Source organism: Zwartia lucis (genome assembly GCF_965234455.1).
Lineage (GTDB): Bacteria > Pseudomonadota > Gammaproteobacteria > Burkholderiales > Burkholderiaceae_B > Zwartia > Zwartia lucis.
Genome location: NZ_OZ248474.1, coordinates 608,513 through 632,703 on the forward strand (window position 1 = coordinate 608,513; position 24,191 = coordinate 632,703).

The 24,191-nt window shown below is 48.4% G+C and carries 23 protein-coding genes, 1 tRNA gene and 2 pseudogenes; 15 read left to right on the plus strand and 11 right to left on the minus strand.

All coding sequences use genetic code 11. The annotated features are described in order from the left end of the window. The 6 genes from AC8GE9_RS13710 to AC8GE9_RS13735 all read left to right on the plus strand — a co-directional run bounded on the left by AC8GE9_RS13710 (position 1) and on the right by AC8GE9_RS13735 (position 4,942). Entirely contained in the window at positions 1-948 is a 948-nt protein-coding gene (locus tag AC8GE9_RS13710; RefSeq protein ID WP_506677697.1) for an N-carbamoyl-D-amino-acid hydrolase, read from the plus strand. A gap of 12 nt (positions 949-960) precedes the next feature. Then, complete coding sequence (locus tag AC8GE9_RS13715) at positions 961-1,818, plus strand: transporter substrate-binding domain-containing protein (RefSeq protein ID WP_506677698.1); 858 nt, start codon at positions 961-963, stop codon at positions 1,816-1,818. Between the two features lie 33 nt (positions 1,819-1,851). Further along, the gene (locus tag AC8GE9_RS13720; protein WP_506677699.1) at positions 1,852-2,598 is read left to right on the plus strand and encodes an amino acid ABC transporter ATP-binding protein; all 747 of its coding nucleotides are present in this window, start codon (positions 1,852-1,854) and stop codon (positions 2,596-2,598) included. A 20-nt stretch (positions 2,599-2,618) separates the two neighbouring features. Continuing rightward, positions 2,619-3,296 carry an amino acid ABC transporter permease gene (locus tag AC8GE9_RS13725; RefSeq protein WP_506677700.1) on the plus strand — a complete coding sequence of 226 codons (678 nt, stop codon included), beginning with the start codon at positions 2,619-2,621 and terminating at the stop codon, positions 3,294-3,296. 8 nt (positions 3,297-3,304) lie between these two features. Then, on the plus strand, positions 3,305-3,982 hold the full coding sequence (locus tag AC8GE9_RS13730) for an amino acid ABC transporter permease (protein ID WP_506677701.1): 678 nt from the start codon (positions 3,305-3,307) through the stop codon (positions 3,980-3,982). Positions 3,983-4,045: 63 nt separating this feature from the next. Next, the gene (locus tag AC8GE9_RS13735) at positions 4,046-4,942 is read left to right on the plus strand and encodes a hypothetical protein (RefSeq protein WP_506677702.1); all 897 of its coding nucleotides are present in this window, start codon (positions 4,046-4,048) and stop codon (positions 4,940-4,942) included. Positions 4,943-4,953: 11 nt separating this feature from the next. Here the strand turns inward: AC8GE9_RS13735 and eutC are convergent, their stop codons facing one another. Both eutC and AC8GE9_RS13745 read right to left on the minus strand, forming a co-directional pair. Further along, complete coding sequence (gene eutC / locus AC8GE9_RS13740; protein WP_506677703.1) at positions 4,954-5,793, minus strand: ethanolamine ammonia-lyase subunit EutC; 840 nt, start codon at positions 5,791-5,793, stop codon at positions 4,954-4,956. Continuing rightward, entirely contained in the window at positions 5,790-7,178 is a 1,389-nt protein-coding gene (locus AC8GE9_RS13745) for an ethanolamine ammonia-lyase subunit EutB (protein WP_506677704.1), read from the minus strand. Before AC8GE9_RS13745 ends, eutC begins: the two co-directional genes overlap by 4 nt. A 406-nt stretch (positions 7,179-7,584) precedes the next feature. On the opposite strand from AC8GE9_RS13745, the pseudogene AC8GE9_RS13750 reads away from it, so the two are divergent. Both AC8GE9_RS13750 and AC8GE9_RS13755 read left to right on the plus strand, forming a co-directional pair. Continuing rightward, positions 7,585-8,094, plus strand: a pseudogene (locus AC8GE9_RS13750) (amidohydrolase family protein); the annotation flags it as partial. Between the two features lie 250 nt (positions 8,095-8,344). Continuing rightward, entirely contained in the window at positions 8,345-9,277 is a 933-nt protein-coding gene (locus tag AC8GE9_RS13755) for a heparin lyase I family protein (protein WP_506677705.1), read from the plus strand. 190 nt (positions 9,278-9,467) lie between these two features. Here AC8GE9_RS13755 and AC8GE9_RS13760 read toward each other — a convergent pair whose 3' ends face one another. Beyond that, positions 9,468-9,692 carry a hypothetical protein gene (locus tag AC8GE9_RS13760; protein ID WP_506677706.1) on the minus strand — a complete coding sequence of 75 codons (225 nt, stop codon included), beginning with the start codon at positions 9,690-9,692 and terminating at the stop codon, positions 9,468-9,470. An 84-nt stretch (positions 9,693-9,776) separates the two neighbouring features. Here AC8GE9_RS13760 and AC8GE9_RS13765 point away from each other — a divergent pair. After that, positions 9,777-10,352: pseudogene (locus tag AC8GE9_RS13765) on the plus strand (ISL3 family transposase). Between the two features lie 535 nt (positions 10,353-10,887). Here AC8GE9_RS13765 and AC8GE9_RS13770 read toward each other — a convergent pair. Next, positions 10,888-11,214: a hypothetical protein gene (locus AC8GE9_RS13770; protein ID WP_506677707.1), complete on the minus strand. Its 327-nt coding sequence runs from the start codon at positions 11,212-11,214 to the stop codon at positions 10,888-10,890. A gap of 1,162 nt (positions 11,215-12,376) precedes the next feature. On the opposite strand from AC8GE9_RS13770, the gene AC8GE9_RS13775 reads away from it, so the two are divergent. Together AC8GE9_RS13775 and AC8GE9_RS13780 are read left to right on the plus strand one after the other, a co-directional pair. Next, complete coding sequence (locus AC8GE9_RS13775; protein WP_506677708.1) at positions 12,377-12,817, plus strand: DUF6641 family protein; 441 nt, start codon at positions 12,377-12,379, stop codon at positions 12,815-12,817. Positions 12,818-12,892: 75 nt separating this feature from the next. Next, positions 12,893-13,273, plus strand: coding sequence for a hypothetical protein (locus AC8GE9_RS13780; RefSeq protein WP_506677709.1), 381 nt, complete (start codon positions 12,893-12,895; stop codon positions 13,271-13,273). 76 nt (positions 13,274-13,349) lie between these two features. Here AC8GE9_RS13780 and AC8GE9_RS13785 read toward each other — a convergent pair whose 3' ends face one another. The 4 genes from AC8GE9_RS13785 to pagP all read right to left on the minus strand — a co-directional run bounded on the left by AC8GE9_RS13785 (position 13,350) and on the right by pagP (position 17,031). Next, a complete protein-coding gene (locus AC8GE9_RS13785) occupies positions 13,350-14,807 on the minus strand; it encodes a tetratricopeptide repeat protein (RefSeq protein ID WP_506677710.1) in 1,458 nt (485 codons plus the stop codon). Between the two features lie 124 nt (positions 14,808-14,931). Beyond that, the gene (locus tag AC8GE9_RS13790; protein WP_506677711.1) at positions 14,932-16,173 is read right to left on the minus strand and encodes a tyrosine-type recombinase/integrase; all 1,242 of its coding nucleotides are present in this window, start codon (positions 16,171-16,173) and stop codon (positions 14,932-14,934) included. Between the two features lie 125 nt (positions 16,174-16,298). Continuing rightward, a tRNA-Leu gene (locus AC8GE9_RS13795) sits at positions 16,299-16,383 on the minus strand. A gap of 69 nt (positions 16,384-16,452) precedes the next feature. Further along, positions 16,453-17,031, minus strand: coding sequence for a lipid IV(A) palmitoyltransferase PagP (gene pagP, locus AC8GE9_RS13800; RefSeq protein ID WP_506677712.1), 579 nt, complete (start codon positions 17,029-17,031; stop codon positions 16,453-16,455). Positions 17,032-17,175: 144 nt separating this feature from the next. Here pagP and AC8GE9_RS13805 point away from each other — a divergent pair, with 144 nt between their 5' ends. From AC8GE9_RS13805 to htpG, 4 genes are all read left to right on the plus strand, one after another. Beyond that, a complete protein-coding gene (locus tag AC8GE9_RS13805; RefSeq protein ID WP_506677713.1) occupies positions 17,176-18,165 on the plus strand; it encodes a tripartite tricarboxylate transporter substrate binding protein in 990 nt (329 codons plus the stop codon). A gap of 21 nt (positions 18,166-18,186) precedes the next feature. After that, entirely contained in the window at positions 18,187-19,077 is an 891-nt protein-coding gene (locus tag AC8GE9_RS13810) for a mechanosensitive ion channel family protein (protein ID WP_506677714.1), read from the plus strand. Next, on the plus strand, positions 19,064-20,422 hold the full coding sequence (locus AC8GE9_RS13815; protein WP_506677715.1) for an MmgE/PrpD family protein: 1,359 nt from the start codon (positions 19,064-19,066) through the stop codon (positions 20,420-20,422). The genes AC8GE9_RS13810 and AC8GE9_RS13815 overlap by 14 nt, the downstream gene beginning before the upstream one ends. A gap of 125 nt (positions 20,423-20,547) precedes the next feature. Beyond that, positions 20,548-22,455, plus strand: a complete 1,908-nt coding sequence (htpG, locus tag AC8GE9_RS13820) for a molecular chaperone HtpG (protein WP_506677716.1) — start codon at positions 20,548-20,550, stop codon at positions 22,453-22,455. Here the strand turns inward: htpG and ampD are convergent. From ampD to AC8GE9_RS13835, 3 genes are read right to left on the minus strand one after another with little or no spacing between them, the layout of a single operon-like run. Next, on the minus strand, positions 22,444-23,037 hold the full coding sequence (ampD, locus tag AC8GE9_RS13825) for a 1,6-anhydro-N-acetylmuramyl-L-alanine amidase AmpD (protein WP_506677717.1): 594 nt from the start codon (positions 23,035-23,037) through the stop codon (positions 22,444-22,446). The two genes, htpG and ampD, sit on opposite strands and share 12 nt — an antisense overlap. A 9-nt stretch (positions 23,038-23,046) precedes the next feature. Further along, positions 23,047-23,310 carry a PP0621 family protein gene (locus AC8GE9_RS13830; protein WP_506677718.1) on the minus strand — a complete coding sequence of 88 codons (264 nt, stop codon included), beginning with the start codon at positions 23,308-23,310 and terminating at the stop codon, positions 23,047-23,049. Between the two features lies 1 nt (position 23,311). Then, a complete protein-coding gene (locus AC8GE9_RS13835; RefSeq protein ID WP_506677719.1) occupies positions 23,312-24,169 on the minus strand; it encodes a cytochrome C assembly family protein in 858 nt (285 codons plus the stop codon). Positions 24,170-24,191: the final 22 nt, after the last annotated feature.

Here is a 24,191-nt window from a genome sequence, read left to right on the forward strand (position 1 = left end):
ATGAGCAAACGTTCCTTTGGTTTAGCCGTTGCCCAGTTGGGCCCTATTCAGCCTCAAGATACACGAAAACAGGCGGTTTCCCGTTTGCTGGAGATGATGAAAGAAGCGGCGAGTCGTGGCGCGAAAATGGTGGTCTTTCCAGAGCTGGCCTTGACCACATTTTTTCCGCGTTACTGGATGACCGAGCAAGAGGCTGTCGATCGCTATTTTGAAAAAACGATGCCGAGTCAGGATACTCAAATTTTATTTGATACAGCCAAAAAACTCAGTATTGGTTTTTATCTTGGCTATGCCGAAGTATCCAAAGAGGGCAAATGTTTCAATACATCGATCCTCGTGAACCAGCAGGCAGAAATCGTTGGGCGTTACCGAAAGATTCATTTGCCAGGTCATAGCGACAACAAATCGCACGCACCTTTTCAGCACCTTGAGAAAAAATATTTCGAGGTCGGGAACGAAGGCTTTAATGTCTGGGAAGTAATGGATTCGCGTATCGGCATGCTTCTGTGCAACGATCGTCGCTGGGGCGAAGCATGGCGCGTACTGGCTCTCCAAAACGCTGAAATCGTGGCTGTTGGGTACAACACACCCTCCCAAAATATTCATTGGAATGAACCACCTCATTTAAGAATGTTTCACCATCTCTTGTCGCTTCAGGCAGCCGCCTACCAAAACTGTGTCTGGGTCGCTGCAGCAGGCAAAGCAGGCATAGAAGATGGGTTTCACCTTTTCGCCGGATCCGCTATTGTGGCGCCTACCGGAGAAATTGTTGCCCAAGCACAAGGCGAAGATGACGAGGTCATTTTCTGTCAAGCTGACCTTGCACTTGGGGACACCTTCAAGCAGCACATCTTTAATTTTGCCGCCCATCGACGTCCTGAACACTACACGCTCATCACAGAACGAGTCGGTCCAGGCGCTGCTTTGGGTAAACCTCCACTGCTCTAAAAAGGACTGATGATGACTAGTTTTACTGCTTTGTCGAAGCGCGCAGTACATTTTGGACTTGCCATAGCAATCAGCGCAACCTGCGCCTCGGCTGCTTGGGCAAACAAGCCTTTGGCCACAGGTGTTGACGCAACCTTTGCGCCACATGCGATGCCTAAGTTGGGTGGTGGCATTGACGGATTTAACGTCGAGCTCGGTCATGCCTTGGCTAAACAGTTGGGTACGAAAATTACAATCGACGGGACCGAGTTTTCTGCGCTCATCCCTGGCTTGAATGCCAAGAAATATGACTTTGTGTTGGCGCCTACGACCGTCACCGAAGCCCGTGCCAAAGCCTTGCTTTTCTCCGAAGGCTATCTGAATACAGACTTCGCCTTTGTCCAGCTCAAGAAAACGCCTGACATGAAGTCACTCGAGGACTTGAAAGGCCAAACAATCGCCTTGAACAAAGGTTCGGCTTACGAGAACTGGGCAAAAGATAATGCCGCTAAATACGGTTTTAAATATGACGTTTACGCCACCAACGCGGATGCGCTGCAAGCAGTGCAGTCAGGACGCGCTTATGCAAACATGACGGGTAACACTGTTGGCGCTTGGTCTGCCAAGCAAAACCAAGCGGTCAAAATGACCTATGTGCTCCCGACAGGACTGGTGTGGTCGTTGGCATTTCGACTGGATGACAAAGAGGGTCGTGATCGTATTTCTAACGCCCTCAAGTGCTTGAAGCAAGACGGTACGGTTGGTAAGCTTGCCCAAAAATGGTTTGGCTTCACGCCACAACCGGGTTCGGCAGCAATTACCGTGGGTGTTGGTCAAGGTGTGCCCAACATGCCTGGCTACGATCCAACTCCCGTTAATTTGAAGTGCTAATCATTTAGTAAAACTTGCCCGACTGGATAGCTCATGCAAACCCCGATCCTGAAAATCACAGGTCTTCATAAATCCTTTGGTGACAATGAAGTACTTAAAGGCATTGATTTGGATGTCATGAAGGGACAGTTGGTTTTTATGATCGGGCCATCCGGGTCGGGCAAGAGTACGCTGCTACGCTGCTGTAACAGACTTGAGGAACCGAGTTCAGGATCCATCTTGGTCGATCAAGAGGACATCACTGCTGTCGGTGCAGATCTCAACCGCATTCGGCAAAATATTGGCATGGTGTTTCAGCATTTCAATTTGTACCGCCATATGTCCGTGCTGAATAACGTGACTCTCGCTTTACGCAAGGTTCAGAAACTTTCCAAAGAGGAGGCCAATACGCGCGGACTCGAGGCACTCAAACGTGTGGGTTTGTTGGAAAAAGCCTCAGCCTTTCCTGATCAGTTGTCGGGCGGTCAGCAACAACGCGTCGGCATCGCCCGCTCACTCGCGCTTCGTCCGAAGGTTGTTTTATTTGACGAGCCGACCAGTGCGCTCGACCCCGAACTCGTGGGCGATGTGCTCAAAGTGATGCGCGAACTCAAAGAGGACGGCATGACAATGCTTGTTGTCAGCCATGAAATGGGATTTGCCCGCGCCGCCGCGGATCATGTTGTATTTATGGATGTAGGAAAAATCGTCGAACAAGGCACGCCACAACAAATATTTGGCACACCTTCACACCCGCGCACCCAGGCGTTTTTGGCTCGCATGAGCGAGCATGCCGCTTAAAAATGGGTGAGTGACAAGACATGGATTTAAAAGCACTCGTTTTCTCTTTTTTCAATCTTGAGATTGCCTGGGAATATCTGCCTGATATTCTCAAGGGCATGATGATGACAATCGAGCTAGGCTTGGTGGTTGCAATCACGGGACTTGTCGTGGGTATGGGGCTTGCGGTGCTGCGCGCTCTGCAACTCAAGCCGGTCAATTTTTTTATTATTTGTTTTGCCGACATCATGCGCGCCTTGCCGCCACTTGTCGTCATCATGATGTTGTTTTTTGCTTTTCCCTATATACAAATTTCGATGTCGGCCTTCACCGCCACATGGCTGGCGCTTTCTCTCGTGCTGGCTGCTTTCGTCGAGGAAATTTGCTGGGCGGGTATTGTTTCTGTTCCGAAAGGTCAATCAGAAGCCGCGCGCTCAACTGGTCTAAGTTGGCTGCAAAGCATGTTGTATGTCGTATTGCCGCAGGCTGTTCGTTTAACCGTTGCACCCTTGACCAATCGCGTGATCGCCATCACGAAAAGTACAGCGTTGGGTTCGGTGGTCGGGTTGAGCGAAGTATTAAATAACTCGCAATCCGCCATGAGTAACTCCGGCAATGCGACGCCCCTGATGCTGGGTGCGATTGGTTGCCTCGTGATTTTCATCCCAGTTGTTCTTCTTGGACGCTGGACCGAAACGCGTTTTCGCTGGAAGCAATAGAGAGCGCCATGGACGAGATACTTAAAAATTTTTTCAATATTCAGATTTACATCGAGGTCGCACCCTTCTTGCTAAAGGGCTTGCTCAATACGCTCTTATTGTCTGCGCTTGTGATCCCCTTTGGTTTGGCGGCGGGACTTCTTGTCGGCGTATTGTCGATTACGCTTAAAAATCGCTGGGCCCGCGCACTCTTGGCGATCTACATCGATGTGTTCAGAGCTTTGCCTCCACTGGTGCTGTTGATTTTTATCTATTACGGCACACCGTTCCTCGGGTGGGAACTCCCCAAGTTGCTGGCGATTGTGATTGGCTTTATGTTGAATAATTCGTCTTATTACGGTGAGATTTTCAGGGCAGGTCTTGAAAGTGTTCCCAACGGACAAATCGAAGCGGCGCGCTCGACGGGACTCTCTGCGACGCAAACCTTGATCCATATTCAGATCCCTCAAGCAACACGAAACGTGATGCCTGATCTCATTAGCAATACGATTGAGGTCATCAAGCTCACAACCTTGGCCAGTGCTGTCGCCATGCCTGAGTTGTTGCGCGTTGCGCGCGATGCGCAATCGTTGTTCTATAACCCTTCGCCGATTGTCTTGGCAGCGATTTTCTATCTGTTATTGTTGTGGCCACTGGTGAGAATCCTGAGTCGCTTTGAGCATAAGAAAATGGGTGGTGGACATTAGTTTCTCTCAGCCTATCAATGTAGTTGAGGTCTCATTTTCTCGCTCTTAATATGACAGGACTCCATGACGAAGCGATCCACGACCTCGTATCACCTTGACACCATCTCTACGATTGCTGAGAAAGATGCCGCCCCGAGCGTGGCCGCAATTTTTGCCGATATCAAAGTCACCTTGGGTGTGCCCTTTGTGAACTTGATCTGGAGGCATCTGGCCACCATTCCGGATGGACTTGAGATGACATGGTCTTTGGCTAAACCTCTCTACTCAAGTAAAGTCCTGAATGAGTCTGCCCGAACAATACGACTGCAATCAACCTTAGTTGATCGTTTGTCTCCCTGGCCCGACTCCGTGCGTGCGGCGCTCGGCTTGAGTCCTCAAGATAAAAGCGAGATTGTGTTGCTGTTAGAGGACTACGGTCACGCCAACTCGCGCGCGCTGCTCATTTTGTCGTATTTGTATGCGAGTTTGAGCGCTCAATCATCCACACTCAGTCAAGATGACCTCGACGTCGCTCAACCTTTGGCGCAGATCGATCCCTTTGCGCAACGCGAAATTAATAAAGAGACGATCATCAAGGCTGCTCGTCCTCTGCCTGCACCTGCGGAGATGACCGCAGAGGTCGCCAAGCTTGTCAAAATATTGAATACGTTTGGCGAGTCGATGTCGAGTCCCGCTGAACCGAGTCTTTACCGACACTTGTCGTATTGGCCTAGTTTTCTGGCAGCGTTTTGGCTTGCGGTTGAGCCGCTAGAGCGGCAGGGCTTACTCGTACGCGAAGCGATCAAGATGCATGAATGTGCGACAAACATAGTGAGCCAGTGGAAACCCGCTGCCAATATGCCATTGGCGATTGCACCGGAGTCAGTCAGTCAAGTCCTTAAAAGTCTAGATCACTTTACCTTCGCCGTCATCAGTCGAATGATTGTGCACGGTGACATGATGAGACGGATGATTAACTAAAACAAGTCATGCTACTCAATCAAGAAGCTATTTAAGGAGCTCAAGATTTCTGTGGGGCTTGTCTCATCTTTTAGGGCCACTCCACTCAGCATGCGCTTATGAGCCTCAGTGACTAAGTATCGTAATTTGATGGAAGCGTCAGCATCACTCAGTCCACCGTTGCGGATATTTGATATGCAATTTCGGCTTTCATCCGTTAGACCTACTTTAGGGTGCCATGTTAGGTAGATACCCATACTGTCTGGCGAACTGAGTCCTGGTCTTTCACCAATCAGGACAACAACCAGCTTTGCACGCAACAGTTCACCAATTTCATCACCGATGGCTACGCGTCCTTGCTCAACGATGCAAAAAGGGGCAATTCTAAAATTCTCCGACTGCAGGTCTGCGCAAGCTATTTTTAGAAAACGCGATGCATTCGCTTCAATTGCGAGGGCAGACAATCCATCCACGACGACAAACGCAATATCGTAGTCAAAAGCATTGAGCGATCGGTTGGTATCTGTTGGGCAGTCCAAGAGAAGCTCTCTTGAAACTGGATTAAGCCTGCGGCCATAGTCAGGCCTTTTCAAATAGGTTTCTCGGTCAATCGCAGCACTGTGCAAGGTCATACACTTGGGATTGATTGACGCAAACGTTTGTTGTAGATCAGAACACAGTTTTAATACATCTAGTTGGTAATGAACCGCGTCTCGCGCTTGCGCGTGAGCAAGTTGAAATTTTAATTGCTCATGTGTCGGTAGACTAATTCCGGATCGACCTAGGGCGATGCGCGCGGATGTAAATTTTTTTAATGCAGCCCAAGGATTTTCAGTAATGCTAAAAGAAGCGATATCAGAAGAATTCTTCATAGCCGCTGTAAAGCTTTCGCAAAATTATTTGGCAATTCATGGCTGAGTGTCATGATGTCGTGATCAGTGATGATTCCCATGTTTTGCAACCATCTTTCAAACTCTGGAGCAGGCTTTAGACCGAGTACACGTCGAGCATATAGGGCATCATGGAATGATGTCGTTTGATAGTTCAGCATGATATCGTCAGCACCTGGCACACCCATGATGAAGTTGCATCCTGCGACGCCAAGCATCGTTAACAACAAGTCCATGTCATCTTGATCTGCTTCAGCATGATTGGTATAGCAGACATCACAACCCATCGGTAGACCAAGCACTTTGCCACAAAAGTGATCTTCTAAACCCGCTCTAATAATTTGCTTGCTATCGTATAGGTACTCTGGCCCAATAAACCCAACAACAGAATTCACGAGTAGCGGGTCAAAGTGGCGGGCAACCGCATAGGCTCGAGCTTCGCAGGTTTGCTGATCTACGCCAAAGTTTGCTCGTGCAGACAAGGCGCTACCTTGTCCCGTTTCAAAATACATGACATTGTTGCCAACTGTGCCGCGATTTAAGGAGAGGGCGGCAGCACGCGCCTCTGACAATAAGCTTAAGTCTATGCCAAAGCTCCGGTTCGCTGCTTCAGTGCCGGCTATTGATTGAAAGACAAGATCAACGGGCGCACCAGATTCGATGGCCATTATTGTGTTGGTGACATGTGTCAATACACAGGATTGGGTTGGTATCTGATACTGTTGAATGATTTCATCTAGCATTTTAATCAGCAGAGTGACTTGAGCCACATTATCTGATGCTGGATTAATGCCAATCACTGCGTCGCCTGCGCCGTTGAGAAGTCCATCCACAATACTCGCTGCGATGCCTATTGCATCATCAGTTGGATGATTCGGCTGGAGTCGGGTTGCTAGTCGACCACGTAGGCCAATGGTACTTCTAAACTTACTCACGACCTCACATTTCTTGCTGACGATCACGAGATCTTGTATACGCATTATCTTAGATACTGCGGCTACCATTTCTGGAGTCAGTCCTTTTGACAAAGCATGTAAAGCAGTTGCATCTGACTCATCACTTAGCAACCAGTTTCTAAAATCTCCAACAGTCAGATGTGACACTACTTTAAAGGCTTGCGCATCATGACTATCAATAATGAGTCTCGTTATTTCATCGCACTCATACGGAATCACTACATCATTCAGAAAGGCTTTGAGTGGCACGTCTGCTAAGGACATTTGTGCGGCAACTCGCTCTTGGGCATTGACGGCACCTAATCCTGCAAGGGAGTCGCCAGATCTCGCTGGCGATGCTTTTGCCATAAGATCTTTTAAATCTTTAAAGACATAGTTGTGTTGACCAATCGTATGGCGATAACTTGTCATGAGTAGTTGTGCGTGAATATTTAATGACTGGCTAGCTTTAAGTTTTACATCTTTGTGGCGTCTGTTGCACTTGCCAGTGTGGATTTTCTTATTTTACTCTGACAGCGCCAGCACGTTCTCGCTGATGGTGCAGTTGAAATATTGACCGCCGTCAGTGAGAACGCAGCTTACTTTCTTCTTAATTAAGTAGAGTGCTCTATGTTCACCGTCGCGGATTATGTTTGATTTGTCAGTAAAAATTTTACAAGTGAATCGGGTATTCCTCTAAGATTAGCCGCTTGCTTAGCCTGAACGCCTCATTACTTGTATTGAATGGTTGATTTGACTACAACAGTTGGTTATCTATGGTTAGTAAAAACAAGACAATTCTGTTGAACGCCTTCCTCACCCTGAATCTCGTCGGCTACGCATTGAGTACTTTACCGTGACGACTCCAGAGCAAGTGGTCAAAGCAAAACAACTAGGCGCGGTGCCAGGCTTTACGATTGGCCATGTCCTCTATTGGGGGCAGCCCTTTAATGATCATATTTTGGGCGCCGCTCGTGCGGAGTGTATTGACCCCTCTGTTTCACTCAAGCGGGAGGGCGAACGCTTCGCTTATCACAGCGATTCGCCTGCTTCCCCTTACGGCCCACTGAAGTACATCACCCAAGGCGTCTCGCGCGTCTGGCAGAGTCCGTCACAACGAAAGGTCTTGGATCCAAACGAGCGGATTTCAGTTGACGACGCGATTCGTGCGGTAGCAATTGACGCGGCGTATCAATTAAAGTCCAATGACAAAATTGTAAGCTTAGAGGTGGGTAAGCTTGCTGACTTTGTGGTGTTAGAAAAGAATCCACGCGCTACGCCTGTCGAGCAAGTCGCAGACATCAAGGTATTACAAACGTGGGTAGGTGGCAAGCGTCAAGATTGGTAAGGTGTAACAGCGTTCTTTCGTGGGTTTATCGCTTTGTAAACCAAGCGGTAGCCCTGGGGCCTGAAGCTGGCCTAATTTCGGTCAACTTGGGCTAGTTGGCCTTGTCACCTTGTTTTTACGCCGAACTCAGCGAACGTCACCTGTTGGCGGTCCGATACTTTTGAATATATTAAACAATGATGTAAGATCGTTAGCAACGTTAACATAGCAATAAACGATAACGTAGCAATTTTTTATAAGTGGTCATTCGATGAAAGTTGTCCTGCCAAATTTTCTAAGTTTTCTGCTACTTATTTTACTAACTGCTTGTGGAGATGGGGGCGGAGGCAAAAGCGATAGCAGTTCATCAAACACAACGGCAAAAATACCTTCAGTTAGTTTATCGACGCCAGTCGGAACTTCATGCGCAAGTAGCTTCGCCGATTCGGATGCTTTCGGAAGTATTACTTTTCAGCCAAGCACAGGAACAACCTCTTGGGGTTGTCTGGTCGTTGATCAGGCAGGTGGTCAACCAACCGTTTCTGGCACCAAATCTGTACGCATTGAACTGAGACCGGGGGACTGCGATTCTTCTCAAACTTATCTGTCAGTGTCAGACTCAACGGTCGTGTCAGACTGCACCACAGACCGTAGCAGATTTGAAATTCGCCAACGGGCAACTGGTTCAACAGCAGGCCAAATCATCACTTATGAATACTATGTGTATATTCCAGCACAATCAAATTTTCAGCCACCATGGAATGAGGCCGGCTTTGCACCCTTGACAGTTTTGACGCAAATAAACTGGCAGTGCGAACCGAGTGCCTGTCCAAGCCTAGGCAGTAATGGTTACGGAGCTTTAGCCTTCCTTTTGATTGACAGTAGTGGGACGCTTTTCATTCAAACGCATCGAGACTTCACGTGGGTACCCAACGCTAAAGTCAGCGTTGACAGCAGTCCTTTTGATAAATGGATAAAGTTAAAGTACGTTATCAAGTCTTCAAACTCGGGCGATGGCTTTTTTCAAGCATACGCAAACGACAAGCTCATCATTAATGAGGCACGCGTAACTCTGCCAAACCTCGATGCTTACACTACTTTAAAGCTCGGCATCTACAACTCCAATATCTCTGCTGTTGCTAATCTATGGAGTACACAGGTTATTTACTTTGACGCGTTTAGCACTTCAGTTCAAAACTTTTAAACGTTGAACATATACGAAGTCATGTAAACGCTCAAAACAAGAGTAGTGCAGCTCAACTTGCTGAAGAGCATGTTGATATAAAACGGCTTTGCCTTCCAATATATGTACTGTGTGCTCTGCTTTTTGCGGCATTTGAATGACACTCAAAAAAACACAGGCTAAACTAATTGACCAACAGTACAGTCTTTCTCTACCTGGGTTGGCTGTTCAACGCATGGATCGCAAGCTGGGGATCCATGTCTGGGCCAAGCCCAGCACCCGTCCGCCCTGTGTGCACTGCACAAGCGAAACGGTACGCATCAAGGCCACCCACAGCCGTACCCTCAAGCACACCCGCCAAGGCAATCAGATCATAATTCTGCACTTGAGCATACCCAAGTATCACTGCCTGAGTTGCAACCGCTACTTTCGCCATCAACTCCCCTTGGCTCGCCCGCGTCTGCGGGCCAGGCAGTATTTAAGCCGCTTGCCAGGCCGAGAGCTGGTGCAAATCGTTGTGATGGATTTGTCAAAAACGTATCGCAACATCGTACAAAAATACTTTCCAAACGCCAAGATCGTGGCTGATCGCTTTCATGTTATCCGGCTTGTGAATCAACACTTCCTCAATCTGTGGAAACAGCAAGATCCGGTAGGCAGAATGAACCGTGGTCTCCTGAGCCTGATGCGTCGACACCAGTGGAACCTGTCCCAAGAGCAACGCGATAATCTTGCAAATTATCTGGAACCATTCCCCGTTCTCAAGACTCTGTAGTTTGCCAAACAACGACTAAATAAACTGTTACGTCTTAAGAACTTAACAGCCAGACATGCTCAAAATTTTTTGGGTAGGTTGCTCAAGTTGATTACGCAGTTTGCTCAGAGTCCGGCAAAGACGTTAGCCAACACCCTAAGGTCCTGGATTGAGCCAATCGTCAGGATGTGGCGCTTCTCAAAGTCCAATGGGATCACCGAGGGATTCCACACTAAAATGGAGATGATGTCCCGCCGGACATATGGATTTAGAAACTTTGAAAATTACCGCCTTAGGGTCTTGGCCCACTGCGGTTGGAGCGGCGTGTTTTGCCGTGTTTGATGGGTACTGCTATTTCGATGAATACTGCTCATCCCCCGTTAATGGGGTAGAGCCTTGATTTAGCTGGTGCCCGGGGCCGGAATCGAACCGGAACGCCTTGCGGCGGGGGATTTTGAGATGATTAGCTGCGCTAAGAGCCCCATTTTTACTGGCTTATAGAGCTACGGTATTTTTGCGCTACATTCTGTGCTACGACCCCCAAACCTTCGTGTCCTAATCTGCCCAAATTCAGCTCACACAATCCCAAACACACGCAACATATCTAATTTGATGGAAATATGCCCATGAATGATTTTTTTAAAAAAAATAAAGCACCCATAAAAGAGTGCTGGATTACTATGATGGTTTCGTGGATTTGCGCATTGATACCAATCACTTTTATAAGCTTTCTTGCCTTTATTTTGGCAACAATTGCATCAGTGATGTCTATTATTGTAATAATCAAAGACGAGGTATTAATAGGTCTTGTGCAACTATTTTTAATTTACAACGTACTAGTCATATTGCTATTAGTAACTTATCGATAATTTCATTATCAGCTACCCTTTTGCCCTTCATTTAACTCTACAAGCCTTATCAACGCACCAATGGCCATAGTTAAAACTCGTGAAATACACAAATATAAGCCATAGCAAATCATAACTATTGTCATATAGATGAAGCCTGCAGTTATTGAAGTCGGCCTCCCCAATCCAACTGCAAAGAAACTATCAAATATTGAGATAAACCACACTAACAACAAAAGCCAAAATACTACTTTTTGCAATATTCGCTGAAAGTAGTCTGTTTTCTTCAATATGTCTTTAGCTTTTGTTGTGTCGTATGTGTTCTCTTCAAACATAAAGTCATAGATTTTTTTCATTTTTTTCTCAAGTCAATTTGATGTGAAACTAGATGAATTTAATGCTCATTTAAGAAATTGTTTGACAGACTGCAATAGTTACAAGTTTATGTGATATCCAAAACAATATTACTTGCTATGCATTTTTTGTCAAGCATCGAGCTAAAGCAGATATGTTTGTCTGATGCTTAAAGTGAAATACTTTTGATGTGAGATTTAGAACACAAGAATAGTTACGATGTTTTACAAGCCCTACACGCTGCAAGCAGCTGAGTCAGCTGCTCGTATACCCATTGTGACTGTTCGAGCGTATACAGCTTGTTTTAAGCGTTGTATATGCGTGGTGCTGCAATTGAATTAGTGCGTGTTTGCTGCTGTTGCTTGCTCTATGCACCAACATCTTGCTTTGGTCGCGAACAACATGTGTTTGGGTGCATACTAAAAGGTTTGAATAGATGATTGTGTAATTGATTCAGCTACAACAGCGAACTAGCGTTCGCTTGCGATTTCGCTCGCGCTCATCGCCATTTTCTTCTTCTTGTGTGATTGTTACTTAAGTGACCAAGTAGTTTGATGATGTTTAGTAGGAAGCACAAGCCACGCCCTGCTAGGGGCGTAGCGATAAGTTGAAGAACGTTTAGTGAGGTCTTTCGAACAACTGATATACACACAACTTGAGTTAACAAGGTTAGGTAGGTTTTGCTATCACCTTTTACGTGCTCGTCTTACGCAACATTTCCACTGCCTATATCAGTAGCTGTGTGGAATGTTTATGGGTTTCAAATGTGGCAGTCCCATTCACTTTCAGCAGACTACAAGACGTCTGCTTATATTCACGTATTGCTACGCGACCAACCCTTACAGCATCGCAAACGCTGCTACGCAAAGGCGTGGCGTTTAAGGCATCCAACATTTCTGTTGGGTAGTGCGATACAGCGAATAATGAGCAATTCGTTTGCCTACCGTCACACATCAGAACGGACTTGCAGCACTGTTTGATTTGGCGTGCCAACCTTGATCTCATTTGTATTTTTATTTATCTACAACCAAACAAAAGCGTTTATTTCTATGTTGATTTGTTGATTTGTGTGGGAAATAGACAGCAGACCAAATTTAAAAGGTCGCTGAAAAATGGTGATCACAACTAACGTACATGCTCAACATCACAACACGGAGCATGAAAATGTCAGCACTCAACACACTCAAATTAGTCACAGCTAAGAAGCCTGTACAAACGCCCATTGCTGTCAAACGCAACAAGTTGCTTACCAAACTGCAAGACCAAATTGACTTAATGACTGCACAGCAGCAAGGTCGTGCGCATCATGTTGTACGTACGCAGTGGGTCACAGACACAGACTCTGGTGCACGAGTAGCTGTAGAAATACACAAGCGTGTGCGTGAATGGTTTTGGCAAAATAGCACGGGCAGACTTACAGCTGTTGTCAAGTACGGTGCTGCTACGCTGACGTTGGGCAAAGGTGGCAAAAACGCATTTGAAGTATCGGACTTGGCAGAACTGATTGCAGCGTTCAATGCAGTTAAATCAGCTGTGATTGCAGGCGAATTAGATGATGCTATTGCTGATGCCAGTGTTCGCACTAGAAAAGGCTTTGGTAAGTGAATGGCGTTTGCGTGCTGATGCTCATCTTGTGTCAGCACGCTGTGTGCTTGCTAAATATAACGAAAGACACACACCATGTTGATACTTGAAGTTACCAATGCACAAGACCAATTAAGTTTGCTTAAGCGAATCGTTGATTCCACATGGTCAGCAATCGCTGCTGAAGCTGCAGCTGAGGCAGCTGTGAAGCAACAGCGTGCTGCTGCAGCTGCTGCCAAGCCACGTGTGCGTCGTGCTGCAAAACCCATTGTGAAGTCCGTAGCAAAACCCGCAGCAACAACAGCAGTCAAGCCAACTCAAGCTGCTACAGCAGAAAAGACTGCTGCAGCGATTGTGCAGCGTGGTACGGCACAAGCACAGCCACAATCACTACAGCCTCAGCCACGTCGCGTGTATCCCTCTACTACTGCCAAGCCCAAACCCATTGCAAGATTGGGTAAGGTTGCTGTTACGTGAGTCCATCAATAATTAACGTATCATTTGTTTAGAAAAATTTTTAATCTTTTTAAAAGTCAGAAGTTAACTAATAGATTTAATTGCACGCTTGAGTACCACTGCCTCTGCATACATTATCAAAATTTCTGCAGTGTGCATTCCATTGCCCAAAGGTTGAGGGGTGAGGGTTTGGATTACTGCTGAGGCATAGTTGCAATCTCCCAGTACAACGTTGCGAACAACTAAGATTAGGGTTGGTCCCTTCTATTAAATTTATGTAGCTCCATGGGTTTGGATAGTTCACACTGCATTGTTCTAATTTTATTAGATTTGTAGCGACGCTATCTAAGTACGACATATTTTCTATCATTTGGTTTTTATAAGACTCCCACTCTTTTGAGTAACTTAACGCTATTCTCCAACCAGAAAGCCATCGTTGGGCATCATTTGTTTTAAATGCAGTACCTTTTGCATTTTCAATAAACAGTTCTGCGTTAGCTATACACGTTGCAATTTTCCCAAGCTCACTTGATGCAAACTTTGATGTTAAGTGTGAATTTTTATTTGTAGTGGCAGTACTATCTTTATTTTTTTGCACTGCTGAAGCTTGCGGCTGTGTTGTTTTCGTTGAGGATAAAGAGCTTGGTTTTAGTGAGTCACAATTTTTATACTTACTAGACAGGCATTGAGTAGCCAGATTTTGAGCTTCTGCTATTTGCTCTTTAGTCATGATTTTTGTAAATCTATCATGAATTGATTTGGCATCGTTGTTTCCATACGTAATGGCTAAGCTTGTTAAAGATAATCCTTTCACATAATCTTTTGCTATTAAGTCACCGCGAAAATAAAATTTACCAACTTCGAATAATGCTACAGGGTTACCTTGCTTTGCTGCTAATTTTAGCCAACGAAGGCTCTCTTCCATATTTTTTACAACACCCTCACCACCTGCGTACGCTTGTCCAAGCAATGATTGTGAATTTGCATCCCCTTTTTCTGCACCTAACTTTAACCACTTAGAAGCTTCTACATCATTTTTTGGTGTGCCTTGTCCTCTAATGAGCATTACCCCTACATCGTAATATGCATTGATGAATCCTTTATCTGCTGATTTTTTGTAAAGTTCTAATGCTTTTACATAATTTTTATTTTTATAAAAATCATTTGCTTCTTTGTGATATTGCCCCCCACTTGTTGAAAGTGCTGAATACAAAACAAAAACAACAATTACAGTTAGCCCTAGGAAAATTCCTCGTTGCTTTCCACTCGTTTTCGTCCAAAACGTTTTTGCCAATTGTGTTTTCTTTGTACCCTCAGCTGCAGTCGCCACAGTTTCTTTGCGAATGCTGTTTACGTTGCGCAGTTCTTGCACAACGTCTTTAGTCGCAGCTTTACTAACTGCAAAAATCTTCCTAACCAATACGCCAGTTTTGTAAATTATTTTATTAAGCGTTTCTTTTGCAGCATTAGTCTTGTCTGCTTTGTTCTCGCCACCAATTGCTTTTGCATCACTTGCAGCATCTTTGTTTTTATTGTTGTCGCTAGGGCTAGTCATGTTGGTTGGTCCTTGTTTTGGCAATGATTTAGTATAAGACAAACTTTATGATTGATGTCAGTGCAAGGACTCTTGTTTTTTCAACTGCTGCGCTTTCAACGTCAATTCATCTGCACTTCAGTCGTCAATCAAAAGACTTGTTATTCAGTAGTGCAGCAGACACGCTGCCTTCGCCTGCAAACTTGTCAGCCAATTTCAGCAAGTCCAAGTGTCCATAGTGCGCTTGTATCATTTGTATGCTTGTGCCCATGTGCTCAGCAAGCTGATACGCAGTGACGTTGCCTTTAGTCAGTTCATGTGTGGCGTAGAAATGTCGCAAGCTGTATAGCGTTCTTTTTTTTCCTGTGTGTGTGTCCACAAGCAATTCTGCTTGCTCCATCATGCGTGCAAACATTCTCCCAAATGCTGTGGTGAGATCAGCATTGTGTGTGGCATCAATTACAGGCTTGTCTAAACCCTTTGCAAGCAGTTCGCGCAAGGTCAATTTCTTTAACTTGTCATTGCGATCTTTAATGCGTTCCAAGTAGCGTGCAACACGATGACGCACTTGTATTGTTCTCCACTTTTGCGTTTTACCTTTAATACGCATTGTTAGATATTCTTTGTTGCCACTTTTTGTCAGCGAAATATCACGCCACAGCATGTTTATTATTTCTGTACCTTGCCTTATGCCTGTGTTGGCAAGTATGAGTACATAGTCACGCAACAGCAAGCGCATGTCTCGCTCGTGTCCCGCACGACCTTCTTTGATGTAGTCACGCATGGCACGCAGCAGTTGTGGATATTCTTCAATGCGTATGTCTGGTCTTCTCTCGCTTGCAGCGCCCCCCTTGTTTTCTATTTTGGGACGTTGGCTTTCTGTAATGTAGTTGCGCAGTACTGCTTCATCCAACACTCTGTTGATTGCAGAGTTATGCGTGTTCTGTGTGCTTTTAGATGGCACACGTTTCATCTCAGTCGCACGCCAAGCAGCAAAGCGTTGCAGTGCTGCATAGTCTATGTTGTCAATGTTGTAGGCTTTGAAGAATGGAATGTGATAGTTTTTTAGCGCAAGCATGTAACTGCGAAAAGTTTCCTTGCCATAACCACCAAGCAGTTCTTCCTCCATGCGTTTGATCGCAAGGTTGGCGATGGTTTTAAATCGTTTGCTGACAGTGGGTAGATTGTTGCGTTGTCTAAACCAAGCATTGGTCACAAGTTCCACAGCCTTGCTTTTAGCACGCTCTAAACCTTCTTCTTTTGTAGTTGTGCGTGCCCACTTGTTGCCAACTTTGTAGCGAACTTGCCAATGTGGAGAGGTCTTGCGAATGGACAGCGTCGCTTTGCCTTCAAGTATGTGTACTGTGTGCTCTACTTTTTGTGGCATTGCATGCACCCCAAAAAAAACATAGGCTACGCTATGTGCACAATAGTACAGTGATCGCTGTTTTTGTACAACGGTTGTACAACGTGGGGTTTAAAACTGTACAACGTGGAGAGCGTTGTAATACGTGGTGCCCGGGGCCGGAATCGAACCGGCACGCCTTGCGGCGGGGGATTTTGAGTCCCCTGCGTCTACCAATTTCACCACCCGGGCAACGCATTGAGCCTGCTAGTATAGCCGAGCTTTAAAATTTCTGCCTGCGACGGATACCTCTATACAGATCTATTTAAACGTCCACTTGCCCCACATGAACAAAACATTGCCATTCCCTTGGCCACCTGGGATGTAGGCGGCTTGCGCTGACAGGTTTTTGTAGCCGATCGAGGCCACAGGTAAAACGCCTGGGAAGGGAATGCCCCCAAAATAATCCTTGCGTGACATGAGAAAGCCCGTCAAGCCAACGCCGGCTTTGACTTCACTTTTACCGATATTCCAAGTGGGTACCCAGCCATAACCCACCATAAAGGAAGGGTCACCGTGAGAGTCGCGAAAGCCCATCGCGTACATGCCTTCCCAGTTTCCGCTCTTGTTGTAACGACCTTTACCTAGACCAAAACCCGCAGGATATTCGACGTATTCAGAACGTTTTTCAGCCGAATATGCAAAAGGCAGGTGGTAGCTCCAAAACGGCACGTAAGCCTCGACGTCGCCCTCGCGCCAAGTGTCTTTCGCATGTTGCCAAGCGGTTGAGTACCAAGGGGTGGAAGAGGCCGTTGAAGCTTCGCTCGAGGCCTGCGCAGCAGAAATCGTCAGAGCGCTGACACAGATCGCTGCTGTCCGCCGAAAGAGTGAGTCGTGCATGTCTGTAGCTTTAAAGGTGTAAAGGAGTAAAGGGAACGTCAGTGAGCACAGAGTATCGGGAAAACCAATCTAGTGCCAAATCACGACCTGAAGTAGCATCGACCCCACAATAAACACATCCAATCTGGTTATAGGAGACAAAAGATGAATTATATAGTGAGTATCTTGCGCCGCAGCATCGGACTCTTGGCCTTGTGCATGATGGCCGTATTGGTTCATCCGGCAATGGCGCAGAGCGCGGCCGACAAATATCCAGACAAGCCCATCAAAATTGTCATCCCGTTCCCTCCTGGCGGTTCCACAGATACCTTGGGGCGTGCCATCGCTCAAAAATTGCAAGAAAAATGGGGTCAGCCCGTGTTGGTCGAGAACCGCCCTGGCGCCAGCACATTAATTGGATCGGCCATGGTCGCCAAGGCGCCAGCAGATGGTTATACCCTGATTGTAGCGGTGAGTAGTCACACGACAAATCCGGCGATGCAAGCGAGTATGCCGTTCGATACCTTGAAAGACTTCACCGCGGTGAGCATGCTGGCTCGGGCACCTGTATTGGCTGTGGCCAATCCCAATTATCCCGCGAGCAACATCAAAGAACTGATCGCAATGGGTAAGGCTGGCAAGATCAAGCTTGATTACGGCTCGGCCGGTGCAGGTACTATGACACACTTGACTGCAGAGCTGATCAAAAAACAGACGGGTCTTGATTTGACCCATATTCTGTATAAAGGCGGGACGCCGGCCATGATGGATGTGATGTCAGGACACCTCGCCATGACATTCGCCACGCTCGGACAAGTCCAACCACAACTCAAGTCAGGCAAGCTCAAGGCGCTGGGGATTTCTTCAGACACGCGCTATGCGTCGGTGCCTGATATTCCGACCTTCAAGGAGCAGGGGATCGACGTTGTGACCACAGAGTGGTTCGGTCTGCTTGCACCTGCAGGTACACCACCTGCGATCATTGCCAAGCTCAATGGCGAGGTTAAACAAATCATGTCTAACCCTGAGCTTGGCGATCGGCTTGCGTCGATCGAGCTTGCGAGTTCAACCGCCGAGTTCTTAAACGACTTTATCAAGGCGGAAGTCACGCGTTGGAGTCCGGTTATTAAAGAACTCAAGATTAAAATGAATTGATTTACGGATGAAATAATCAGCATGTTCCAAGAGACACTCAATGAAATTTTAAAGTCATACTTTGGTGCTTCGATACCGGTATGGGCAACGGCGATGCTCTCTTTAATCAACGTCGTGATTATCCTTGGACTTGCATGGTTTATCCGCAGCATTATCATGCGCTCGATCCGTATACTGCAAAGCAGGTTAAATTACGCAAGTCAGGACAACGAAGAAAAAAAACGTGTTGAGACGTTAGGTAGGGTGTTCAGATACGTGACCTCGGTCACGATCGTCGTCGTGGCGATCATGCTCGCTCTATCCGAATTAGGTGTTTCCATTGCCCCGCTGCTCGCCACTGCCGGTGTGGCGGGTATTGCGATTGGTTTCGGTGCGCAGAGCGTGGTGAAAGACTACTTCACCGGCATTGTGATGTTGCTTGAAAATCAGATTCGGCAGGGGGACATTGTCGAGGTGGCGGGTAAAGCCGGTTTTGTCGAAGAAGTCACGCTTCGGTATGTGCGCTTGCGTGACTACCAAGGTTCGGTTCATTTCGTACCGAACGGTGTCATTACGACTGTGACGAATCTGAGTCGAAATTTTGCCTTTGCCGTCATCGATGTTGGTGTGTCATATCGAACGAATATTGATCAGGTGTTTGACATCATGCGGGATGTGTCTGCTGCCCTGCGTCACGATCCGGAGTTTGGTGACAAAATTTTGGATGACATTGAAATTGCGGGTGTCGAACAATGGGCAGAGTCTGCCGTCATGATTAAAGCGCGAATCAAAGTCGTTGCTTTATGGCACGGCCCTGTGCGTCGAGAGTTTTTGCGTCAGCTAAAAATCGCCTTTGATGCAAACAAGATAGAGATTCCTTTCCCGCAGCGTGTCGTGCACACCAAAGAGGATAAAGATCATGTCGAGTCTTGATGCCAAACTTGCCGAGCATGCGGCGGGCGTCCGTTTTGAGCACCTGTCGCCTCAGGCCATCGAGGCCGCAAAAATCTTCCTGCTCGATACCATCGGGGTAGGTGTCGCGGGGGGTAGTACCTCAGAGGTCACGCCGTTGCTCTCTGCGGTCGGCCAATGGGGGACGGGCAACGAGGTCACGCTTTGGGGGCGGCGCTCCACACTGACCGCCACGCAAGCGGTCTTGGTCAACGCCTACCAAGTCCACTGCCAGGAATTTGATTGCTTGCACGAAGGCGCTGTCTTGCATGCGATGGCGACCTTAGTGCCGGTGTTGCTGACGCAAGCGCAGTTACAAGGGCCTGTTTCAGGGCGCGCCTTGCTGACAGCGCTTGCTGCAGGTGTCGATGTCTCTTGCACGATTGGCATGGCCTCCAAACTCGGTTTACGATTTTTCCGACCTGCGGCGTCGGGTGGTTTTGGCGCGGCGGCGGGCTTAGCCAACCTACGAGGCTTTGATGGCGCCACCACGCTTGCGGCGTTGGGCCATCAACTCGGTCAAGTCAGCGGCACGATGCAGGCCCATACCGAAGGTAGTGTGGTGCTCCCCTTTCAGATCGGCGTGAACGCCCGTGCAGCGCTCCAGTCTTGTGATTTGGCCCAGGCGGGATTCCCAAGCTTGCAGACGCCCTTGACGGGACGCTTTGGTTACCTACCGCTCTTCGAAACCGAATGGGATCTCGAGTCTGCGATGCAGGGACTCGGCGAGCGTTGGCGCCTGACTGAGCTTAGTCATAAGCCTTATCCAAGCGGACGCGCGACCCATGGCGGGATCGAAGGTTTGAGCCTCTTGCGACAGCAGGCGGGTTTTGCGGTCACCGATGTGGCCGAAATTGTCGTGCGAGGCCCTTCGCTGCTCAATCATCTGGTCAATCGACCTGGAGTGGAGAGACCCACGCCGAATTACGCGCGCTTATGTATGCCTTTTGTCTTGGCCAAAGTACTCCAGCACGGCGCCCTTGACCCGATGCATTTCCGCGGGGACGCGCTGACCGACCCGCAAACCTATGCCCTTTCCCTCAAGGTCAGGATGGAAAAGGACGATAATCCCAACCCCAACGCACTCGTTGCCCAAGAAGTCACCGTCAGGCTCAATGACGGCAGGATCCTGCGACACGCCATCGACGCGATGTTGGCGAGCCCAGCGCGACCGCTGAGCCGTGAGGCCCAGCTTCGCAAGTTTCATCGCTGCTGGTCGCTCTCGGCCGAGCCACTCGGACCTCCAGAGGCCGCCATCGCGCTGATCGATACGCTTGAGGATTGCGCAGATGTCAGACAACTGATTGCTTGTCTCACGCCCTCTTGAAATCTGAGCTTTACCCCCCAATTACTTTCTATCAGCTTGTCTGAGGTGTTTGGGTGGTCGCTTCTTGCGCACCGCTTTAAATATTCTTAGCCAAGCCTTTCTGTGAATAACTTAGGGTGAGCACGATGAATCAAACGACTCCGTCTTCAGACGCTTCTCAAACATTGGGTTTTCAGGCAGAGGTCAAGCAACTGCTGCATCTGATGATCCATTCGCTCTACAGCAACAAGGAAATTTTCCTGCGCGAACTGGTATCGAATGCCTCGGATGCTTGCGACAAATTACGCTTTGAAGCGCTTGACCATCCCGCCCTTTTCGAGGGCGATGGCGAGCTGCGCGTGCGTGTGGATTATGACAAGGCGGCTCGCACCATCACCATTTCTGATAACGGCGTGGGACTTTCCAGAGACGAAGCCATCGCCAACCTCGGTACGATCGCACGTTCCGGGACGCGCGAGTTTTTCTCAAAACTCACGGGTGATAAGCAAAAAGACGCCCAGCTCATTGGTCAGTTTGGCGTGGGCTTTTATTCCTCCTTTATCGTGGCGGATAAAGTGACAGTGCGTAGCCGCCGCGCGGGTCTGCCTGCGGATCAGGCGGTGCTTTGGGAGTCCGACGGTCAGGGTGAGTTCTCGATTGGCGCGACAGAAAAAGCCAGCCGCGGCACAGACGTTGTCTTGCATTTGCGTGCCGACGAAGATGAGTTTTTGAGTGGGTGGAAATTGCGCGATGTCTTGCGTCGTTACTCAGACCACATATCGCTGCCCGTCCAAATGCTCAAAGAAGAATGGGATCAGGAAAAGTCTGAACAAGTTAAAAAAGACGAGTGGGAGTCCGTGAACCAGGCCAATGCGCTCTGGACACGCAGCAAATCCGAGGTGACCGACGAGCAGTATCGTGAGTTTTATAAGCACGTATCACATGATTACGATGATCCGCTCGCCTGGACGCACAACCGCGTCGAAGGGCGCAGTGAGTACACGCAATTGCTTTACGTCCCTAAGCATGCGCCGTTTGATATGTGGGATCGCGACGCGCGTCGCGGCGTCAAGCTCTACGTCAAGCGCGTGTTCATCATGGACGATGCTGAGCAGATGCTGCCGTCATACTTGCGCTTTGTCAGGGGCGTGATTGATTCTGCTGATTTGCCCCTAAACGTCTCGCGCGAGTTGCTTCAGGAAAGTCGTGACGTCAAGGCGATTCGCGAGGGCTCGACCAAACGTATTTTGAGCTTGCTCGAAGACTTGGCGGAAAATAAAAAAGATGAATACGCGACCTTCTGGACCGAGTTTGGTCAGGTTCTAAAGGAGGGTACGGGCGAGGATTCGGCTAATCTCGAACGTATCGCCAAGCTGTTGCGTTTTGCCTCGACCAAAGATGACTCCGATGCGCAGACCGTCACGCTAGAGGATTATGTTGCTCGCATGAAGGAAGGTCAGGACACGATTTATTTTGTGACGGCTGATAGCTATACAGCAGGTCGCAATAGTCCACACCTCGAAATCTTCCTCAAAAAAGGCATCGAAGTCCTGGTCTTGTGGGATCGCGTCGACGAGTGGATGCTGTCGCACTTGCGCGAGTTCAATGGCAAAAAACTAGTTTCGGTCGCCAAAGGTGGCCTTGATCTCGAAGCTTTGGCCGACGAAGAGGAAAAGAAGCATCAGACCGAGGTCGCGGAGCAGTTCAAGCCGCTGGTCGAGCGACTGCAAGAGTCTCTCAAGGATCGCGTCAAAGAAGTCCGCGTGACCTTGCGTCTCGTTGATTCACCGTCATGCGTGGTGGTGGGGCAAAACGACTTGAGTCCACATTTGCAACGCATGCTGAAAGCCGCGGGTCAAGAAGCCCCAAGCATCCTTCCCGTGCTTGAAATCAATCCAGAGCACGCGTTGGTCAAGCGAGTGCAGTCTGCTTCGGACGAGTCCTTTAATGACTGGGCCAGCTTGTTGTTTGAGCAGGCCTTGTTGGCGGATGGCTCTAGCTTGCCTGATCCAACCGCTTTTGTCCGACGCGTCAATCAGTTGTTACTCGGCTAAGTCTGGTCGCGGGCTCGGTAAAGCCGCGACAGACCAACCCGCACGCTGGGCGTAGCGGTCCCAATCAAAGGCAGGTCCTGGGTCTGTTTTGCGCCCGGGTGCGATGTCGCAATGCCCCCTGACAGCAGTCAGGGGATAACGTGCGCGCAGGCATTCTGTCAACGTGGCGAGCGCAGTGTATTGTGCCGTTGTATAGGCGAGGGTGTCTGTGCCTTCGAGTTCAATACCGATAGAAAAATCATTGCATTGCTCGCGTCCCGCGTGATGTGATACGCCCGCATGCCAAGCCCGCGCATCGCACGAAACAAACTGGGTAATGTGACCAGCGCGATCGATCACAAAGTGTGCGGAAACGGTCAGTCCTTGTAGATTTTCTTTAAACCAAGGATCGGCTTGCAGATCAAGTTGATTGAGAAACAGATCTGCGACGAACGGCGTGCCAAACTGACCGGGTGGCAAACTGATGTTGTGAATCACCAGCAATGAAATATCGCTGTGAGTCGGACGTGCGTTAAAGTTGGGAGAGGGGCGCAGCGTGATACCTGCCGCGGGTTCAAGCCAAGCATGCGCGTCGAGCTTCATGATATGAAGTTAACCAGGTCTGCGAGGACCAAGTTGCGCGTGCGCTTGGCTACACCACGTTTCATCTTGGGTCAGCAAAGCCTCTGAACGAGGTAAAAATATGCTGCAGTGTGCACATTGCACCATCGCCTCGGATCCTGGGAGGGGATTGCTTGGTGGAGACTTGCTGGCTTGATCATTCCGAAAGCGTTTTTTCGCAGCTTTGTGCGCTAAAAAACGACTTCCTAGCAGCACGGCAAAAAATACGGCAATCCAAAATAGTGTTTTTCCCATCTCAATGTCTCTGTAGGATAACTTCGATGACGAAGCGCGAGCCGGTATAGGCCAAAACCACGAATGCAAAACCGACAAGCGTATAGCGCAGAGCGGTACGTCCTCGCCATCCGCGTAGGTATCGGCCAGTAATGAGGATGCCAAAGGTCAACCACGATAGCAATGTAAAAATCGATTTGTGATCGAACGGCAACCACTTTCCGGACAGGGAGAGCGAAATCAAGACACCCGAAATCAAGGTAAAGCTCAGGGCGGCAAAGGCGATCCAGATCAAGCGAAACAAAATCTGCTCTTGCGCCAGGAGCGGCGGCTGGGCATCCAGAAGGCGTCCAACGACTAAACGAAGCGTGCCAGGTGGGGTGGGACGGTCTTGACGAGGAAAATGAAGTCTACGATCGAGACCCGACATCAGCGTGGCCTGCAAAGCCGCAATGGTGACCAGCGCGTATGCGGACAAAGCGATCAACAAGTGGATCTGTAATCCTGTATCTTGGGCGTGAGCAATCACTTTAGACTGGGGGAATAAGGCCGCGAGCAGGCAAACCGCTGCGCCGACAGGTAAAAGCAAGAGTTGTAAGCCGTCGACCGGGATCACTAAGCTTTCCAGCCAGAACACCAGCATGCCGATCCAAACGGCCGCGGAGAGGGCGAGCGCCCAACCAAGTCTCAGGTTGTCATCTTGGAGAACCATATAACGCAGGGCAATGCCGTGCAAAATAATGGCGAAAAGAAGTCCAGCACGCGCAAGGCTGCCAGACTTGACGATCGGTGCGTCCGACGAAAGTGCGCGAAAAAGGCCGAAAGCGAGGGCAGCATAGGCCACCGCAGCGAGGGAGTGAAATACAATACCGTAAGACATATGTCTAGTGTAAAGCGAAACC

Excerpts from the sequence above, each read along its gene's own strand:
- AC8GE9_RS13710 (WP_506677697.1), top strand. The coding sequence starts at position 1 with ATGAGCAAACGTTCCTTTGGTTTAGCCGTTGCCCAGTTGGGCCCTATT.
- AC8GE9_RS13715 (WP_506677698.1), top strand. The coding sequence starts at position 961 with ATGACTAGTTTTACTGCTTTGTCGAAGCGCGCAGTACATTTTGGACTT.
- AC8GE9_RS13720 (WP_506677699.1), top strand. The coding sequence starts at position 1,852 with ATGCAAACCCCGATCCTGAAAATCACAGGTCTTCATAAATCCTTTGGT.
- AC8GE9_RS13725 (WP_506677700.1), top strand. The coding sequence starts at position 2,619 with ATGGATTTAAAAGCACTCGTTTTCTCTTTTTTCAATCTTGAGATTGCC.
- AC8GE9_RS13730 (WP_506677701.1), top strand. The coding sequence starts at position 3,305 with ATGGACGAGATACTTAAAAATTTTTTCAATATTCAGATTTACATCGAG.
- AC8GE9_RS13735 (WP_506677702.1), top strand. The coding sequence starts at position 4,046 with ATGACGAAGCGATCCACGACCTCGTATCACCTTGACACCATCTCTACG.
- eutC (WP_506677703.1), bottom strand. The coding sequence starts at position 5,793 with ATGAAGAATTCTTCTGATATCGCTTCTTTTAGCATTACTGAAAATCCT.
- AC8GE9_RS13745 (WP_506677704.1), bottom strand. The coding sequence starts at position 7,178 with ATGACAAGTTATCGCCATACGATTGGTCAACACAACTATGTCTTTAAA.
- AC8GE9_RS13755 (WP_506677705.1), top strand. The coding sequence starts at position 8,345 with ATGAAAGTTGTCCTGCCAAATTTTCTAAGTTTTCTGCTACTTATTTTA.
- AC8GE9_RS13760 (WP_506677706.1), bottom strand. The coding sequence starts at position 9,692 with ATGGCGAAAGTAGCGGTTGCAACTCAGGCAGTGATACTTGGGTATGCT.
- AC8GE9_RS13770 (WP_506677707.1), bottom strand. The coding sequence starts at position 11,214 with ATGAAAAAAATCTATGACTTTATGTTTGAAGAGAACACATACGACACA.
- AC8GE9_RS13775 (WP_506677708.1), top strand. The coding sequence starts at position 12,377 with ATGTCAGCACTCAACACACTCAAATTAGTCACAGCTAAGAAGCCTGTA.
- AC8GE9_RS13780 (WP_506677709.1), top strand. The coding sequence starts at position 12,893 with ATGTTGATACTTGAAGTTACCAATGCACAAGACCAATTAAGTTTGCTT.
- AC8GE9_RS13785 (WP_506677710.1), bottom strand. The coding sequence starts at position 14,807 with ATGACTAGCCCTAGCGACAACAATAAAAACAAAGATGCTGCAAGTGAT.
- AC8GE9_RS13790 (WP_506677711.1), bottom strand. The coding sequence starts at position 16,173 with ATGCCACAAAAAGTAGAGCACACAGTACACATACTTGAAGGCAAAGCG.
- pagP (WP_506677712.1), bottom strand. The coding sequence starts at position 17,031 with ATGCACGACTCACTCTTTCGGCGGACAGCAGCGATCTGTGTCAGCGCT.
- AC8GE9_RS13805 (WP_506677713.1), top strand. The coding sequence starts at position 17,176 with ATGAATTATATAGTGAGTATCTTGCGCCGCAGCATCGGACTCTTGGCC.
- AC8GE9_RS13810 (WP_506677714.1), top strand. The coding sequence starts at position 18,187 with ATGTTCCAAGAGACACTCAATGAAATTTTAAAGTCATACTTTGGTGCT.
- AC8GE9_RS13815 (WP_506677715.1), top strand. The coding sequence starts at position 19,064 with ATGTCGAGTCTTGATGCCAAACTTGCCGAGCATGCGGCGGGCGTCCGT.
- htpG (WP_506677716.1), top strand. The coding sequence starts at position 20,548 with ATGAATCAAACGACTCCGTCTTCAGACGCTTCTCAAACATTGGGTTTT.
- ampD (WP_506677717.1), bottom strand. The coding sequence starts at position 23,037 with ATGAAGCTCGACGCGCATGCTTGGCTTGAACCCGCGGCAGGTATCACG.
- AC8GE9_RS13830 (WP_506677718.1), bottom strand. The coding sequence starts at position 23,310 with ATGGGAAAAACACTATTTTGGATTGCCGTATTTTTTGCCGTGCTGCTA.
- AC8GE9_RS13835 (WP_506677719.1), bottom strand. The coding sequence starts at position 24,169 with ATGTCTTACGGTATTGTATTTCACTCCCTCGCTGCGGTGGCCTATGCT.